Origin of the sequence: Pseudomonas sp. GL-R-19, from assembly GCF_019956375.1 — a bacterium.
In the GTDB taxonomy this organism is placed as follows: Bacteria; Pseudomonadota; Gammaproteobacteria; order Pseudomonadales; family Pseudomonadaceae; genus Aquipseudomonas.
Map to the genome: position 1 here is coordinate 62,048 of NZ_JAHBDJ010000004.1, position 16,020 is coordinate 78,067.

General features: G+C 58.4%; 15 protein-coding genes and 1 pseudogene. 3 read left to right on the forward strand and 13 right to left on the reverse strand.

Annotated elements, in window-relative coordinates; translation table 11 throughout:
• Positions 1 to 85: 85 nt before the first annotated feature.
• Complete coding sequence (gene rlmE, locus KGA83_RS02345; protein WP_108218137.1) at positions 86 to 718, reverse strand: 23S rRNA (uridine(2552)-2'-O)-methyltransferase RlmE; 633 nt, start codon at positions 716 to 718, stop codon at positions 86 to 88.
• A 105-nt stretch (positions 719 to 823) separates the two neighbouring features.
• Between rlmE and KGA83_RS02350 the strand changes: the two genes are divergently transcribed.
• Entirely contained in the window at positions 824 to 1,132 is a 309-nt protein-coding gene (locus tag KGA83_RS02350) for a YhbY family RNA-binding protein (protein ID WP_007942889.1), read from the forward strand.
• Positions 1,133 to 1,174: 42 nt separating this feature from the next.
• Here KGA83_RS02350 and KGA83_RS02355 read toward each other — a convergent pair.
• The 8 genes and pseudogenes from KGA83_RS02355 to grpE form a co-directional block, all read right to left on the reverse strand.
• Positions 1,175 to 1,402, reverse strand: a pseudogene (locus KGA83_RS02355) (MFS transporter); the annotation flags it as partial.
• A gap of 28 nt (positions 1,403 to 1,430) precedes the next feature.
• Entirely contained in the window at positions 1,431 to 1,907 is a 477-nt protein-coding gene (greA, locus tag KGA83_RS02360) for a transcription elongation factor GreA (protein WP_108218328.1), read from the reverse strand.
• Positions 1,908 to 1,909: 2 nt separating this feature from the next.
• Complete coding sequence (carB, locus tag KGA83_RS02365) at positions 1,910 to 5,131, reverse strand: carbamoyl-phosphate synthase large subunit (protein WP_218429215.1); 3,222 nt, start codon at positions 5,129 to 5,131, stop codon at positions 1,910 to 1,912.
• Positions 5,132 to 5,248: 117 nt separating this feature from the next.
• Positions 5,249 to 6,385, reverse strand: coding sequence for a glutamine-hydrolyzing carbamoyl-phosphate synthase small subunit (gene carA / locus KGA83_RS02370; RefSeq protein WP_046038697.1), 1,137 nt, complete (start codon positions 6,383 to 6,385; stop codon positions 5,249 to 5,251).
• Between the two features lie 259 nt (positions 6,386 to 6,644).
• A complete protein-coding gene (gene dapB / locus KGA83_RS02375) occupies positions 6,645 to 7,448 on the reverse strand; it encodes a 4-hydroxy-tetrahydrodipicolinate reductase (RefSeq protein WP_057716481.1) in 804 nt (267 codons plus the stop codon).
• A gap of 10 nt (positions 7,449 to 7,458) precedes the next feature.
• Positions 7,459 to 8,583: a molecular chaperone DnaJ gene (gene dnaJ, locus KGA83_RS02380; RefSeq protein WP_008047463.1), complete on the reverse strand. Its 1,125-nt coding sequence runs from the start codon at positions 8,581 to 8,583 to the stop codon at positions 7,459 to 7,461.
• A 295-nt stretch (positions 8,584 to 8,878) separates the two neighbouring features.
• Positions 8,879 to 10,795, reverse strand: coding sequence for a molecular chaperone DnaK (gene dnaK, locus KGA83_RS02385; protein ID WP_108218135.1), 1,917 nt, complete (start codon positions 10,793 to 10,795; stop codon positions 8,879 to 8,881).
• A gap of 102 nt (positions 10,796 to 10,897) precedes the next feature.
• On the reverse strand, positions 10,898 to 11,464 hold the full coding sequence (gene grpE, locus KGA83_RS02390) for a nucleotide exchange factor GrpE (RefSeq protein ID WP_108218134.1): 567 nt from the start codon (positions 11,462 to 11,464) through the stop codon (positions 10,898 to 10,900).
• Between the two features lie 240 nt (positions 11,465 to 11,704).
• Here grpE and recN point away from each other — a divergent pair, with 240 nt between their 5' ends.
• Positions 11,705 to 13,378, forward strand: a complete 1,674-nt coding sequence (recN, locus tag KGA83_RS02395) for a DNA repair protein RecN (RefSeq protein WP_108218133.1) — start codon at positions 11,705 to 11,707, stop codon at positions 13,376 to 13,378.
• A 75-nt stretch (positions 13,379 to 13,453) separates the two neighbouring features.
• On the opposite strand, the gene fur is transcribed toward recN, so the two are convergent.
• Entirely contained in the window at positions 13,454 to 13,858 is a 405-nt protein-coding gene (gene fur / locus KGA83_RS02400) for a ferric iron uptake transcriptional regulator (protein WP_108218132.1), read from the reverse strand.
• A 97-nt stretch (positions 13,859 to 13,955) separates the two neighbouring features.
• On the opposite strand from fur, the gene KGA83_RS02405 reads away from it, so the two are divergent.
• Entirely contained in the window at positions 13,956 to 14,483 is a 528-nt protein-coding gene (locus KGA83_RS02405) for an outer membrane protein assembly factor BamE (RefSeq protein WP_108218131.1), read from the forward strand.
• A gap of 151 nt (positions 14,484 to 14,634) precedes the next feature.
• On the opposite strand, the gene KGA83_RS02410 is transcribed toward KGA83_RS02405, so the two are convergent.
• The 3 genes from KGA83_RS02410 to KGA83_RS02420 all read right to left on the reverse strand — a co-directional run bounded on the left by KGA83_RS02410 (position 14,635) and on the right by KGA83_RS02420 (position 16,014).
• The gene (locus tag KGA83_RS02410) at positions 14,635 to 15,045 is read right to left on the reverse strand and encodes a hypothetical protein (protein WP_223528132.1); all 411 of its coding nucleotides are present in this window, start codon (positions 15,043 to 15,045) and stop codon (positions 14,635 to 14,637) included.
• 227 nt (positions 15,046 to 15,272) lie between these two features.
• Positions 15,273 to 15,587, reverse strand: coding sequence for an RnfH family protein (locus KGA83_RS02415; protein ID WP_108218129.1), 315 nt, complete (start codon positions 15,585 to 15,587; stop codon positions 15,273 to 15,275).
• Entirely contained in the window at positions 15,580 to 16,014 is a 435-nt protein-coding gene (locus KGA83_RS02420) for a type II toxin-antitoxin system RatA family toxin (RefSeq protein WP_108218128.1), read from the reverse strand. The genes KGA83_RS02415 and KGA83_RS02420 overlap by 8 nt, the downstream gene beginning before the upstream one ends.
• Positions 16,015 to 16,020: the final 6 nt, after the last annotated feature.

A 16,020-nucleotide genomic window follows, 5' to 3' on the forward strand; every position in this document is an offset into this window, starting at 1 on the left:
CCTTTGTGAAACACTTCCTACACAATATTCGCTAATTCTGACAAGGCGTAATACAAAAATCCTATCGCCCCGATCGAAAATTCACTCAACCCTCACTGCGTCCGCGGAAACCGCGGCCCAGCAGGTACTGCTCGCGAGAACGGTCGCGCGACGAGTTCGGCTTGCGCATCTGCACCTTCTCGAACTGCTGGCGAACGCTCTTGTGGAACTCGTCGAAGCCTTCGCCCTGGAAGATCTTGATCAAAAAATCACCACCGGGTTTGAGCACCCGCGTCGAAAGATCCAGTGCCAACTCGCACAGGAACATCGCTCGCGGCATGTCCACGGCTGGTAATCCACTCATATTGGGGGCCATGTCGGAAATCACAAGGTCTACTTCCTTATTTCCGACGGCATCGAGGATCTGAGCCAGTACGGCATCCTCGGTAAAGTCGCCCTGAATGAAGGTCACGTCCGGAATGCTGTCCATTTCCAGAATGTCAGAAGCGATCAGTGTGCCCTGCCCACCAATCAGACGACTGGTCACCTGGGACCACCCACCGGGGGCCGCACCAAGGTCGATTACGCTCATGCCCGGCCGGATCAGTCGATCCTTTTCCTGGATCTCCAGCAGTTTGTAGCTGGCGCGGGAACGGTACCCGTCTTTTTGTGCCATTTTGACGAATGGGTCGTTGAAATGCTCTTGCAGCCATTTAAGACTTGTCTTGGAACGGGCCACGGGCCACCTCGAAAATAAAACGGGTCGTGATTAACTGGGCGGTCCCGGACTCGCTCGGGTAAACTGGCCGCCGCTTTTTACAAGATCAGACGCAGGGGTCAGATTATGCCGCTCACTCAAGAGCAGAAGAAACAGTACAAATCCATTGGCCACCATCTGAAACCGGTTTTGATTGTGGCAGACAATGGTTTGACTGAAGGTGTGTTAGCCGAACTCGAACGCGCTTTGGCGGATCACGAGCTGATCAAGATCAAGCTCAACATCCTCGATCGCGAATCGCGCCTGGCGTCCATTGCAGAGCTCTGCAAGGTCGGCAAAGCGGATCTGGTTCAAGTCATCGGCAAGATGGCACTGATCTACCGCAAGAACTTCAGCGTCAACAAGCAGCTGTCGAACGTCCATCGCTTCAAGTGATGGCAAGGGTCAAGGGTGTGCTTCGCGCACCCTGCCGCTCCACCCGCGAAAATCCCGCCATAGACTGACAAGGCCCTCGGCCTTAATCAGCACCAAAGCCTGAAAAATCACGCACGCTGCGGCAAGTCTCGCCATCAGCGCCTTCAGCATGACTGCAATTTCATCGATCAGCAGCGGTGCCAGGCCAATTCGACCCAGCACCGGTAACAGACCCATTTGCAACAGCCACAAGCCGCCGACCTACAACATCCGGGTCAGCTGCCAAAGCATGGCGCCCGTACGAAACGGGCGCCGGCCTTCAGATGTGGCGAACTTCGACAATCTCGTACTCGATAACGCCGCCAGGCGTTTTCACGGCGACCACATCACCCTCTTCCTTGGCAATCAAGGCGCGAGCCAGTGGCGAGCCGACCGAAATCTTGCCGAGTTTGAAGTCAGCCTCATCCTCACCCACGATGTGGTAAGTGACGCGCTCATCCGTCTCGACGTTGGCGATTTCAACGGTGGTGCCGAAAATCACTTTGCCGGTGTGCGGAATGCTCGTGACATCAATGATGACCTGATTTTGAATCCGGCCTTCGATGTCGCGGATCCGCGCCTCGACCATACCCTGCTGCTCGCGAGCAGCGTGGTATTCGGCGTTTTCCTTCAAGTCACCCAACTCGCGGGCCGTACCGATGTCCTGGCTGAGCTTCGGACGAACGACCTTGGTCAGGTGAGTGTGCTCTTCTTCCAGGGCGCGAGCGCCCTGAACGGTCATTGGGTACTTCGTTATGCTCATGCCTTCAATCCTGCGTGTAGATCCTGCAAACGGCGCACCGTCTTCTCGGGGCCGAACTTCAGCGCTTCACAGATGGCTTCGCCAGCAGCAATGGTGGTGGTGCAGTAAATCTTGTGCTGCAGGGCATTACGACGAATGGAATACGAATCAGCGATCGACTGGCGCCCTTCGGTAGTGTTGATGATCAGCGTGACTTCGTCATTCTTGATCATGTCGACCACGTGTGGACGACCTTCGGTCACCTTGTTCACACGGCGCACTTTCAGGCCTGCGGCTTCAATCAGCCTGGCAGTACCGGCAGTGGCGACCACTTCGAAGCCCAAGTTGATCAGATCACGGGCCACGCCCGCAACCAGCGGCTTGTCGTCGTCACGCACGCTGATGAACGCGGTACCGCCGGTCGGCAGCACTTCGCTGGCCCCCATCTGGGCCTTGGCGAACGCCTCACCGAAGGTGTCGCCCACCCCCATCACTTCACCGGTGGACTTCATCTCTGGGCCGAGGATCGGGTCAACGCCAGGGAATTTGGCGAATGGGAACACCGCCTCTTTCACGCTGTAGAAGTTCGGGATGATTTCCTTGGTGAAGCCGATTTCCTTCAAGGTCTTACCGGCCATGACGCGAGCCGCGATCATTGCCAGGGAAACACCGATGCACTTGGACACGAACGGCACGGTACGGGAAGCGCGCGGGTTGACTTCAATGACGTAGATGTCGTCGCCTTGCAGCGCCAACTGAACGTTCATCAGGCCGACCACGCCCAGTTCCAGGGCCATTTTCTTGACCTGTTCGCGCATCTCGTCCTGGATGTGCGCCGGCAGCGAGTACGGCGGCAGCGAGCACGCAGAGTCACCGGAGTGAACACCAGCCTGCTCGATGTGCTGCATGATCGCGCCGATTACCACGTCCTTGCCGTCGCAGACCGCATCAACGTCCATCTCGATGGCGCAGTTGAGGAAGTGGTCCAGCAGCACCGGGCTGTCGTTGGACACTTGAACCGCTTCGCGCAGGTAGCGCTTGAGTTCTTCTTCTTCGTAGACGATTTCCATCGCACGGCCGCCCAGTACATAGGACGGACGCACCACCAGCGGGTAACCGATCTTGGTGGCGGCACGAATGGCTTCGTCCTCGCTGCGCACAGTGGCGTTTGGCGGCTGACGCAGGTTCAGGCGCTGGACCATCTGCTGGAAGCGCTCACGGTCTTCAGCACGGTCGATTGCATCAGGGCTGGTACCGATGATCGGCACGCCGGCGGCTTCCAGAGCGCGAGCCAGTTTCAGCGGGGTCTGGCCGCCGTACTGGACGATCACACCTTTTGGCTTCTCGACGCGGACGATTTCCAGCACGTCTTCCAGGGTCACTGGTTCGAAGTACAGGCGATCGGAAGTGTCGTAGTCGGTGGAAACGGTTTCCGGGTTGCAGTTGACCATGATGGTCTCGTAACCGTCATCGCGCAGGGCCAGTGCCGCGTGTACGCAGCAGTAGTCGAACTCGATGCCCTGGCCGATGCGGTTCGGACCGCCACCCAGGATCATGATCTTGTCGCGACCCGATGGCGCCGCTTCGCACTCTTCCTCGTACGTCGAGTAGAGGTAAGCAGTATCGGTGGCGAACTCGGCAGCGCAGGTGTCGACGCGCTTGTAGACCGGGAAGATTTCCAGCTTGTGACGGTGAGCGCGCAGGCTCTTCTCGGTCACACCCAGTAACTTGGCCAGGCGCATATCGGAGAAGCCTTTGCGCTTGAGGCGGAACATCAGATCGCGGTCGATGCTGGTCAGACCCAGGGTCTTGACCTTCTCTTCTTCCTTGATCAGGTCTTCCATCTGCACCAGGAACCAAGGGTCGATCATGGTCATGCCGAAGATGTCTTCGACGGTCATGCCGGCGCGCATTGCGTCCGCCACGTACCAGATACGCTCGGCGCCCGGCACGGTCAGCTCGCGCTTGAGTACGCTCATGCTTTCCGGATTGGCCAGATCAACTTTCTCGTCCAGACCGCAAACGCCAACTTCCAGACCGCGCAGGGCTTTCTGCAGGGATTCCTGGAAGGTACGGCCGATGGCCATGACTTCACCCACCGACTTCATTTGAGTGGTCAGGCGGGCGTCGGCTTTCGGGAATTTCTCGAAGGCAAAACGCGGCAGCTTGGTCACGACGTAGTCGATGGACGGCTCGAAGGACGCCGGGGTCTTGCCGCCGGTGATGTCGTTCGACAGCTCGTCGAGGGTGTAACCCACAGCCAGCTTGGCCGCGACCTTGGCGATCGGGAAGCCGGTGGCTTTCGAAGCCAGTGCCGAGGAACGCGATACTCGCGGGTTCATCTCGATCACGACCATGCGACCGGTGTTCGGGCAGATACCGAACTGAACGTTGGAACCGCCGGTTTCCACGCCGATCTCGCGCAGTACCGCCAGGGAGGCGTTACGCAGGATCTGGTATTCCTTGTCGGTCAGGGTCTGTGCCGGAGCCACGGTGATCGAGTCACCGGTGTGCACGCCCATCGGGTCGAAGTTTTCGATGGAGCAGACGATGATGCAGTTGTCCTTCTTATCGCGGACAACCTCCATCTCGTATTCTTTCCAGCCGATCAGCGATTCGTCGATCAGCAGCTCTTTGGTCGGCGACAGGTCCAGACCACGGGCGCAGATTTCTTCGAACTCTTCACGGTTGTAAGCGATACCGCCACCAGTGCCGCCCATGGTGAAGGACGGACGGATGATGCACGGGAAGCCGAGCTTCTCAAGGACCGCATTGGCCTCTTCCATGCTGTGGGCGATACCGGAACGCGGGCACGCCAGGCCGATGGATTTCATCGCCTTGTCGAAACGCGAACGGTCTTCAGCCTTGTCGATGGTGTCGGCGTTGGCACCGATCATCTCTACGCCGAACTTCTCCAGAACGCCTTCGCGCTCCAGGTCCAGGGCGCAGTTCAGAGCGGTCTGGCCACCCATGGTTGGCAGCAGCGCGTCCGGACGCTCTTTCTCGATGATCTTGGCAACGGTCTGCCACTTGATCGGCTCGATGTAGGTGGCGTCGGCCATGGCCGGGTCGGTCATGATGGTGGCCGGATTGGAGTTCACCAGGATGACGCGGTAACCCTCCTCGCGCAGGGCTTTACAGGCCTGGGCGCCGGAGTAGTCGAATTCGCAGGCCTGGCCGATCACGATCGGGCCAGCACCGAGAATCAGGATGCTTTTAATGTCTGTACGTTTTGGCATGGGTTTGTCACTCAAATCCGCAGGTCAGTCGGCAAGCCGTCTTGTTCAATCTTTGAGCCTTGAGGGGGCCACCGATGTCGGGACCGCCCTCAGGCTTTGCTACATCAGGGCGAGCGATCAGCGTCGCTTGGCCATCTCGGTGATGAAGCGATCGAACAATGGCGCTACGTCGTTCGGGCCAGGGCTGGCTTCCGGGTGACCCTGGAAGCTGAAGGCGCTCTTGTCGGTACGCTCGATACCTTGCAGGGTGCCGTCGAACAGCGATTTGTGGATCGCGCGAACATTGGCCGGCAGGGTCGCTTCGTCTACGGCAAAACCGTGGTTCTGGCTGGTGATCATCACCACGCCGCTGTCCAGGTCCTGGACGGGGTGGTTGGCACCGTGGTGACCGTGACCCATTTTCAGGGTCTTGGCGCCGGAGGCCAGGGCCAGCAGTTGGTGACCGAGGCAGATACCGAAGACCGGAATCTCGGTTTCCAGCACGTCCTTGATCGCCTGGATCGCATAGTCGCAAGGCTCCGGATCACCAGGGCCGTTGGACAGGAACACGCCGTCCGGCTTCAGTGCCAGCACATCGGCAGCAGGGGTTTGCGCAGGCACGACGGTCACGCGGCAACCGCGCTCGACCAGCATGCGCAGGATGTTCACCTTGACGCCGTAGTCGTAGGCAACCACGTGGTACGGCAGCTCGGAGGCTTCGATGGTTGCGTGGCTGTCGGTTTTCAGATCCCAGACAGTCGAGCGCCACTCGTAGCTTTCCTTGGTGCTGACGACTTTCGCCAGGTCCATGCCCTTGAGGCCAGGGAAACCCTGGGCGGCGGCGATGGCAGCGGCTTCGGAAATGTTGTCACCGGCCATGATGCAGCCGTTCTGCGCGCCTTTTTCACGCAGGATGCGTGTCAGGCGGCGGGTGTCGATACCGGCGATGGCCACAACGTTGTTGGCCTTCAGGTAGTCGGACAGGGACATCGTGTTACGCCAGTTGCTCGCCACCAGTGGCAGATCACGGATGACCAGGCCGGCAGACCAGACGCGGTTGGACTCGGCGTCTTCCGGCGTGGTGCCGGTGTTGCCGATGTGCGGGTAAGTCAGGGTAACGATTTGTTGGGCGTAGGAAGGATCGGTAAGGATTTCCTGATAGCCGGTCATTGCGGTGTTGAACACCACCTCACCAACGGTTTGACCGTCGGCTCCAATGGCTTCGCCGCGAAAAATGCTGCCATCAGCAAGGGCGAGTATGGCTGGCTTAGTCAAGAAGACCTCCCGTAAATAAAGCCTGAAAGGGCGATCGCAGGTTGTAAAAAAGCGGAGTGACGTATGGACACGTCACCCCGCTTCTTCACTGAATTAATCTGCGCGCTTTTAGTGGACACACTAAAGCTGTAGCTTACAGAAAAAGGCCTTTTTGGTCTACCGCCAATGAGCCTTAAAGGCTGGAGAATGCGACAGGACGTCGCTTGGCGGAACAAAACCGGGCTCAAACGCGGTGCGCGAGCCCGATTTCGGGTGCATCTTAACGCAGATCGAGCACGTCTTGCATGTCGTAAAGGCCAGGCTCGCGCCCATCCAGCCACAACGCAGCACGCACCGCACCCTTGGCGAACGTCATGCGACTGGACGCCTTGTGAGTGATCTCGACACGCTCGCCGTCGGCGGCGAACAGTACAGTGTGATCACCGACGATGTCGCCGGCACGCACCGTGGCGAAACCGATGGTTTCACGATCACGGGCGCCGGTCTGGCCCTCACGACCATACACCGCCACCTTTTTCAGATCGCGACCCAATGCATCGGCAATCACCTCACCCATGCGCACGGCAGTGCCGGACGGCGCATCGACTTTGTGCCGATGGTGAGCTTCGGTGATTTCGATGTCGACATCGTCGCCCAATACGCGAGCCGCCGTGTCGAGTAACTTCAGGCACAGATTGACCCCGACACTGAAGTTGGCCGCGAAGACAATCGGAATGTCCTTGCCCGCCTCCGCCAGCAACTGCTTTTCTTCAACGCTGAAACCGGTGGTACCGATGATCATGGCCTTGCCGTGTTTACGGCAGAAGGCGAGGTTCTTCAGGGTCACCGTCGGGTGCGTGAAGTCGATCAGCACGTCGAACTCGTCGACCACCCGATCCAGGTCTCCGGACAGAGGCACACCGATACGACCCAGCGCAGCCAGCTCACCGGCATCCGCGCCGACCAGCGTGCTGTCGGGACGATCCACCGCCGCCGTCAGACCGGCGCCCGGGGTTTGCTGCACCGCCTCAATCAGGGTCTTGCCCATGCGCCCGGCGGCGCCCATCACTGCAATACGTCGCATGCCTGTCTCCTTACAAATCGCCGAAGAAGCGCTTTACGCCTTCGAACCAACCGGTGGTTTTTGGCGAATGGCTGTTGTCGTCCGCCAGGGAGCTACGGAACTCCTCAAGCATTTCGCGCTGGCGACGACTCAGGTTGACCGGAGTCTCGACCGCCACACGGCACATCAAGTCACCCGCACCGCCGCCACGCACAGGCGCGACACCCTTGCCACGCACACGGAACTGCTTGCCGGTCTGAGTCCCCTCAGGGATCTTCAGCTTGACCCGGCCATCAAGGGTCGGAATCTCCAACTCGCCACCCAGCGCCGCATCGACGAAGCTGATCGGCACCTCGCAGAACAGATGCTTGCCGTCACGCTGGAAAATCGCGTGTTCGCGCACATTGATCACCACGTACAGATCGCCAGTCGGGCCACCTTGAGCACCCGCCTCGCCTTCGCCGGACAGACGAATGCGGTCACCGGTATCGACTCCGGCCGGCACTTTCACCGACAGGGTCTTGTACTCTTCGACACGACCTTCGCCGTGGCAGGAATCGCACGGATCGGAAATGATCTTGCCCTGGCCATGGCAGCGCGGGCATGTCTGCTGCACCGAGAAGAAGCCCTGCTGCATGCGTACCTGGCCGATACCGCCGCAAGTCGGACAGGTCACCGGCGCAGAGCCTTTCTTGGCACCGGAGCCGTCGCAAGGCTTGCAGTTGACCAGCGTCGGAACGCGGATATTCACGGTCGTACCGCGCACCGCCTCTTCGAGGTCCAGTTCCAGGGTGTAGCGCAAGTCACTGCCGCGTTGAGCGCCACCACGGGAACCGCCGCGACCGCCACCGAAGAAATCACTGAAGACATCGCCAAAGATGTCGGAGAAGTTCTGACCGCCAAAACCGGCACCGCCGCCACCCATGCTCGGGTCGACACCGGCATGGCCGTACTGGTCGTAAGCCGCACGCTTGCTGGAGTCGGACAGCACTTCGTAGGCCTCGTTGGCCTCCTTGAACATCTCTTCCGACGCCTTGTCATCGGGATTACGGTCCGGGTGGTGCTTCATCGCCAGGCGACGGTAGGCCTTCTTCAGGTCTGCTTCGCTTGAGCCACGCTCAACACCCAACACTTCGTAATAGTCACGCTTTGCCATAAGTCTTTGCACTCTTGAGGACGTCCGACAAAACCCTCCTGAGTCTGTCGAACTCGTTGAGCCCCAATGCAGGCCCGGACCCAACTCACGTCAATTCAACGATCCTGGTCTTTGATTCTTGCGGTACTTGCGGCGCGAAAAGCAGGAGCATTCCCGGCCATACCGCCAGCAGGCGAACGCTGTCGCATGCTGTAAAAATTCGCGTATTCCAGATACGCCAACGCGGGAGCAAGCTCCCGCGCGGCGACATCCTACCAGTCACCGCCTGAAGGCAGTCAACCGGCCGACCAACAACTTACTTGTGGTCTTTGACTTCTTCGAACTCGGCGTCGACAACGTCGTCAGCCTTTTGCGCCTTGTCGTCGTGCGGTGCTGCGCCTTCAGCAGGCTGAGCCTGTTCGGCGTACATCTTCTGCGCCACTGGAGCGGAGACTTTCGACAGTGCTTCAACCTTGGCGTCGATAGCAGCCTTGTCGTCGCCTTTGACGGCGGCTTCCAGGGCAACTACGGCAGCTTCGATTGCAGTCTTCTCTTCCGCGGTCACTTTATCGCCGGCATCGGTAACCATTTTGCGCGTCGAGTGAACCAGTGCGTCGCCCTGGTTGCGGGCAGCGGCCAACTCTTCGAACTTGCGGTCTTCCTCGGCGTTCGCCTCGGCATCACGCACCATGCGCTCGATTTCTTCGTCGGACAGACCGGAGTTGGCCTTGATCACGATCGACTGAGTCTTGCCGGTAGCCTTGTCCTTCGCACCAACGTGCAGGATGCCGTTGGCGTCGATGTCGAAGGTCACTTCGATCTGCGGCACGCCACGTGGAGCTGGTGGAATGTCGGCCAGGTCGAACTTGCCCAAGGACTTGTTCTGTGCGGCTTGCTTACGCTCGCCCTGCAGCACATGAATGGTCACGGCGCCCTGGTTGTCGTCGGCAGTCGAGAACACTTGCGATTTCTTGGTAGGAATCGTGGTGTTTTTCTCGATCAGCGCGGTCATCACGCCACCCATGGTTTCGATACCCAGGGTCAGCGGGCTGACGTCGAGCAGCAGAACGTCTTTCACGTCACCGGCCAGTACCGCGCCCTGGATAGCAGCACCCATGGCAACCGCTTCGTCCGGGTTGACGTCTTTACGAGCTTCTTTGCCGAAGAACTCGGTTACCAGCTTCTGAACCAGTGGCATACGGGTCTGACCGCCCACCAGGATCACGTCGTTGATCGCGCCAACGTCGATACCGGCATCTTTCATTGCGATGCGGCAAGGTTCGATGGTGCGCTGAACCAGATCTTCCACCAGCGCCTCGAGCTTGGCGCGGGAGATCTTCACGTTCAGGTGCTTTGGACCGGTCGCGTCTGCAGTGATGTACGGCAGGTTCACGTCGGTCGACTGGCTCGAGGACAGTTCGATCTTGGCTTTTTCAGCGGCTTCTTTCAGGCGCTGCATGGCCAGCGGGTCACCCTTGAGGTTCATGCCGCTTTCTTTCTTGAATTCGTCGACGAGGTAGTCGATCAGACGGATGTCAAAGTCTTCACCGCCCAGGAACGTGTCACCGTTGGTGGCCAGTACTTCGAACTGGTGCTCGCCATCGACTTCAGCGATCTCGATCACGGAAACGTCGAAAGTACCGCCGCCCAGGTCGTAAACGATCACGGTGTGATCGCCCTTGGCCTTGTCCATGCCGTAAGCCAGAGCGGCTGCGGTTGGTTCGTTGATGATACGTTTTACGTCCAGACCGGCGATGCGGCCGGCGTCCTTGGTGGCTTGACGCTGGCTGTCGTTGAAGTAGGCCGGAACGGTGATCACCGCTTCAGTCACGGTCTCGCCGAGGTAGTCTTCGGCGGTCTTCTTCATTTTCTTCAGGATTTCAGCCGAGATTTGTGGCGGTGCCATTTTCTGGCCGTTCACTTCAACCCAGGCGTCGCTGTTGTCAGCCTTGACGATCTTGTAAGGGACCATCTGGATGTCTTTCTGCACGACTTCTTCGTCGAAACGACGACCGATCAGACGCTTCACCGCGTAGAGGGTGTTATGCGGATTGGTCACGGCCTGACGCTTGGCCGACTGGCCAACCAGAATTTCGCCATCGTTGGCGTAAGCGATGATCGACGGCGTGGTACGCGCGCCTTCAGCGTTTTCAATAACTTTTGCCTTGCCGTTTTCCAGCACGGAGACGCAGGAGTTGGTAGTCCCCAGGTCGATACCGATAATTTTGCCCATGTTCACTCTCCCGAAACTTTGGATTTGGTTGCCGCAGCAGTGGTGGCTAACTGCGGTAGCACTTAAACGCTTGACTTATAAATGGGGGCCTTGCGGCGGATTTCAAGCCTGCTCGTCAATCGAAGGCGAAACCGGCGCAGGCGCCTTGCTGACCACGACCATCGCCGGGCGCAGCAAGCGACCATTGAGCTGATAGCCCTTCTGGAACACCTTCAGAACACTGTTCGGCTCGACATCGGCGCTTTCCTGCATGGCCATCGCCTGATGTTGAACGGCGTTGAACGGTTCGCCATGCGGATCGATCGCTTCAAGCTGATAACGCTTGAGGGTGTCCTGGAACATTTTCAGGGTCAGCTCGATGCCTTCGCGCATCGGACGGATGCTTTCGTCGTCCGGGCTGGACAATTCCAGGCCGCGCTCCAGGCTGTCGACGATCGGCAGCAGGTCGCTGGCGAATTTTTCCAGCGCGAACTTGTGAGCCTTCTCCACATCCTGCTCGGCGCGACGGCGGACGTTCTGCAGATCGGCGGCTACACGCAAAGCCTGATCCTGAGCGCCTGCCAGTTGCTCTTCGAGCACTTGTACACGAGCCGCCAGGTCTTCACCCGAAGCCTCGGGCGCCTGGTTGGCGTCTGGGTTTTGCGTATCCACTGTCTGTTCGTCAGCCATAGATTTCTCCTTTCAATATCGTCCGCGAGCTCAACTCGCGCTTCTGCCCAGCTATATGGGGCCGCAAAATCCGGCTTCAAGGGGCACCGACGATTAACCCTACAAAAAACAACTGCTTTGTCATTCCCGGTCGCGATAAGGCTTTCGTCGGGTCGAGCGAATCGAGCTAACGAGGGGCATTGTCAGCCAGAAACAAAACACTGTATAAATAACCAGACCTAACACCTGGGAGCGGCCCATATGCTGGTGCACCTGTCCGTACACAACTACGCCATCGTTGAACATCTCGATCTCGAACTCGATCGCGGGATGAGCGTGATCACCGGGGAAACCGGCGCGGGCAAGTCGATCATGCTCGACGCGCTGGGCCTTACCCTGGGTGATCGCGCCGACAGCGGCGTGGTTCGCCCCGGCGCCGACAAGGCCGACATCCTGGCCACCTTCGATCTGGCCGACATTCCGGAAGCCAGCGCCTGGCTGGCCGAACGCGACCTCGAAAGCGAGGGCCCGTGCATCCTGCGCCGGGTGATCACATCCGAAGGACGCTCGCGTGGCTACATCAACGGCACGCCCTGCCCGCTTGGCGATCTCAAGGCGCTGGGCGAGCTGCTGATCGACATTCACAGCCAGCACGAACACCAATCCCTGCTCAAGACCGACACCCATCGCCGCCTGCTCGACGAGTACGCCGGGTCCACGGACCTTGCCCGCCAGGTGCAGCTTGCCGCACAGCGCTGGCGCCAGACTCGCCAGGAGCTGGATCGCCTTTCCAACTCCGGCGACGAACAACGCGCTCGCCACCAATTGCTCAGCTACCAACTCGAAGAGCTGGAAAACCTCGGCCTTGGCGACAACGAACTGGAACAGCTTGAACAAGAGCACAAGAACCTGACCAACGCCGAGACCTTGTTGGGTATTTGCCGGCAAGTCGTCGAACAGTGCAGCGAAAGTGATTCCGGCAATGTGCTGAACGCACTCACTGCCAGCCTCAACCGCTTGTCCAGCGTCAACAACTCGATCGGTGCACTCGGCGAGGCCAGCAGCCTGCTGACCAGCGCGCAGATCCAGGTAGAAGAGGCCGTGGGCGAACTGAACCGCTTTCTCGACAACTTCGACGCCGATCCGGCGCGCCTTCAATACCTCGAAGAGCGGCTCGATGCGATCTATACAATGGCCCGCAAGCACCGCATCCAGCCGACCGAAGTCGCTGAGATGCAACAGAAGCTGCTCGATGAAATCGAAACCCTGAATGCCAACGACGAATCCATCGAGCGCCTGAGCGACGAACTTTCTTCCTACGCTCGCCATTATCAGGAAAAAGCCCGAGAGCTCAGCGATCTGCGCCATCAAGCCTCGAGCAGCCTGGCCAGCGCGGTGGAGCAGGAAATCCAGCGCCTGGGCATGCCTGGTGGGCGCTTCACCATCGAACTGCGTCCAAACAGTAGCGACGAACTGCTGCCTAACGGACTTGAACAGGTTGAATTACTGGTCAGCGCCAACCCGGGCCAACCATTAAAAGCTTTGGCAAAAGTCGCATCCGGGGGCGAACTGTCGCGGATCAGCCTGGCGATTCAGGTCATCACCGCACAGACCTCCCGCGTACCGACCCTGGTATTCGACGAAGTCGACGTCGGTATTGGCGGCCCGACCGCGGAAATCGTCGGCCAATTGCTGCGCAGGCTCGGCGAGCGCGGGCAGGTGCTGACCGTGACCCACTTGCCGCAAGTGGCGGCGCAAGGTCATCAGCATCTATTTGTGCATAAAGTGCGCGGCGAAGATGCCACCCGCACGGCCGTTTCCAGATTGAGCAAAAACGACCGCGTCGAAGAAGTCGCACGGATGCTGGGGGGCATTGATCTCACCAAGGAGTCCCTGGCTCACGCCAGGAAAATGGTGGTTGCCGCAAAAGCTTGAATAAAGGCAGAAAGCACGAAGGCGACCCTGGGGTCGCCTTCGTTCGTTTCGCGAACTGATGCCCGCGCGACAAGCTTACTTTTTCTTGCGCACGTATAGCACCAAGTTGTGACCCGCCAAATCGAAGCCGTGCTTCTCGACAATCGCCGCCTGAAGCTTCTCGATTTCTGGATCAAAGAACTCGATTACCTCACCGTCATCGACATTGACCATATGGTCGTGATGCTTGCCGTCGTCCAGCTCGAAGACCGCATGGCCTCCGTCGAAGTTGTGCCGCACCACCAGGCCAGCTGCCTCGAACTGGGTCAGAACACGGTAAACCGTGGCCAGACCGACATCCTCACCAGCCTCCATCAGCGCCTTGTAGACGTCCTCGGCACTCATGTGGCGCTTCTCGGCGGAATCGAGCATTTGCAGAATTTTGACCCGTGGAAGGGTCACTTTGAGGCCGGCTTTACGTAGTTCGCTATTTTCAACCATGGTCAGCTTTCTCGCGATGCTGCTTCGCAGCTTCTCTTAATACGGGTATGATCGGCGTTTACGTTGTCCCAGCCAAGATAGTGGAAGTCGCCCACCGATGCAAAACACCAAGCTCTTGCTAACCAGTTTCACCCTTGTGGGACTGCTCGCACTCGCCGGTTGTTCATTCCCCGGGGTTTACAAAATCGACATCCAGCAGGGCAATGTCGTCACGCAGGACATGATAGACCAGTTGCGCCCGGGAATGACCCGTAAGCAAGTACGATTTATCATGGGCAACCCTCTGCTGACTGACACGTTCCATGCCGATCGCTGGGATTATCTGTACAGCCTGCAACCCGGTGGCGGTGAACGCCAACAGGAACGCATCAGCGTTATCTTCAACCCAAATGACCAGCTTGTCAGCCTCTCCGGTGATTTCATGCCAGGCGTGAGCCGCGACGAAGCAATCCTTGGTAAGGACAGCGGCACGACAGTGGCTGCCCCGGCAGAAAACGTCGAGAAGCCAAAACCGGAAAAACCGGTCAAGCCAGGTTCGTTGCTGGATCAGATCCAGAAGGACGTCGACGGTGTAGAAACCGCTCCAGTCCCGACGCCTGAACCGCTGGACACCTCGCCGCAGTAATTGGCGAATGATGCCGCTTGCCTGGGCATTCAAGCTCCAGCAAGGCTGCTCTGAAAATCCGCTACCAGACCTCTGGCGGCGGATTTTTTTATGTACCGGCAATAGTGATCGATCCGGATCGCTTGCCGGAATCACTATCGATGATTCCCGCTTATTTAATACACATCAGCATAAAGTCTTGGGAACCATCACCGGAAGGGCCCTTCATTCCTGCCAGTTGAGTGATCACACTCAAATTATCCTCCTTGGGTGTAGACCCAAGTCGCGCCCGCCCATAATAAATATCATCTTCGGAACGGCTGTTCGTAAGGGATACAGAGCAGAACCGTGGAGCCTGGATGAAGACATCCGACTTGAAGCTAACCTTATAGTTCGCAAAATAATCAGGCTGGGAGAAGTACTCTACCGCAGAGATCCACTCGGGTGCCTGAGCCACCACCTTGCCTTGTGCACTTATCGTGGCGGTTAACACATTGGAGGCTGCACTGGCGGGCATGACAGTGAAAGCCGCACCCATTGCTGCCAGCACACTTATATGCTTCAACGACTTGATCAAGTCCATTTCAGATTTATCCCTAAATGAGTTTATTTGCCCCTCACATAACGAGGGCAAGACTTGATTTAGGCTTAATCGGAACCACATTCAATCAAGATTGAAGCAAAGAGAAAATTCTCTTAAATACTCAAACCAATCCTACATTCCCCCGATAAAAAGCCTACAAAGCATATTTACACTCAGGGATTGAACCACCTGTGGGCGGAAATTTTAGTGCCTGGCGCGCAATTCAATCATTGATTCCGCGCCTTGGCCTCGGCCGCTTTTGCTGCACGCAGGCGACGGACCTCTTTCGGATCCGCCAGCAGCGGCCGGTAGATTTCGATTCGGTCCCCCGCCTGAATCGTTCGAGTGTCCGGGTCGGTGATCACCTTGCCAAAGATACCCACCGGGCAGGCGGCAAGATCCAGCTCAGGAAACTCTGCCCCTACACCAGACTTGAGCACGGCCGCCCGAACCGTAGTGCCGACCGGCACCGCGAGTGAAAGTAGCACCTGCCTGTCTACAGCGGCGTACACCACTTCGATATCGATCACGGCTTCAACCATGAATCTGCTTGGCGCGCTGACAGAACGCATCCACCAGCGTATTGGCGGCCTGATTGAACAATGGTCCCAGAGTGGCGCGAACCAGCGGCCCGGCATAATCGAACGACAGATCAAGACTGATCTTGCAGGCCTTCTCGCCCAGCGGCTTGAACACCCACACACCATGCAATTGATTGAACGGGCCTTCTTCAAGATTCATTTCGATCGATTGACCGGGAACCAGAGCGTTGCGCGTCACGAAGTGCTGACTGAGGCCACCCTTCGCTACACCAACGCTCGCCCGCATATGCTCAGGTGAGCTCTCCAGGACTTCGGCGGACGAGCACCACGGCAGAAACTCCGGATAGCGCGCCACGTCGTTGACCAGGTCATACAGCGCTTGTGCCGGGTATGGCAGCAAGGCCGAACGTGAAATGTGTGTCGTCATGTCAGC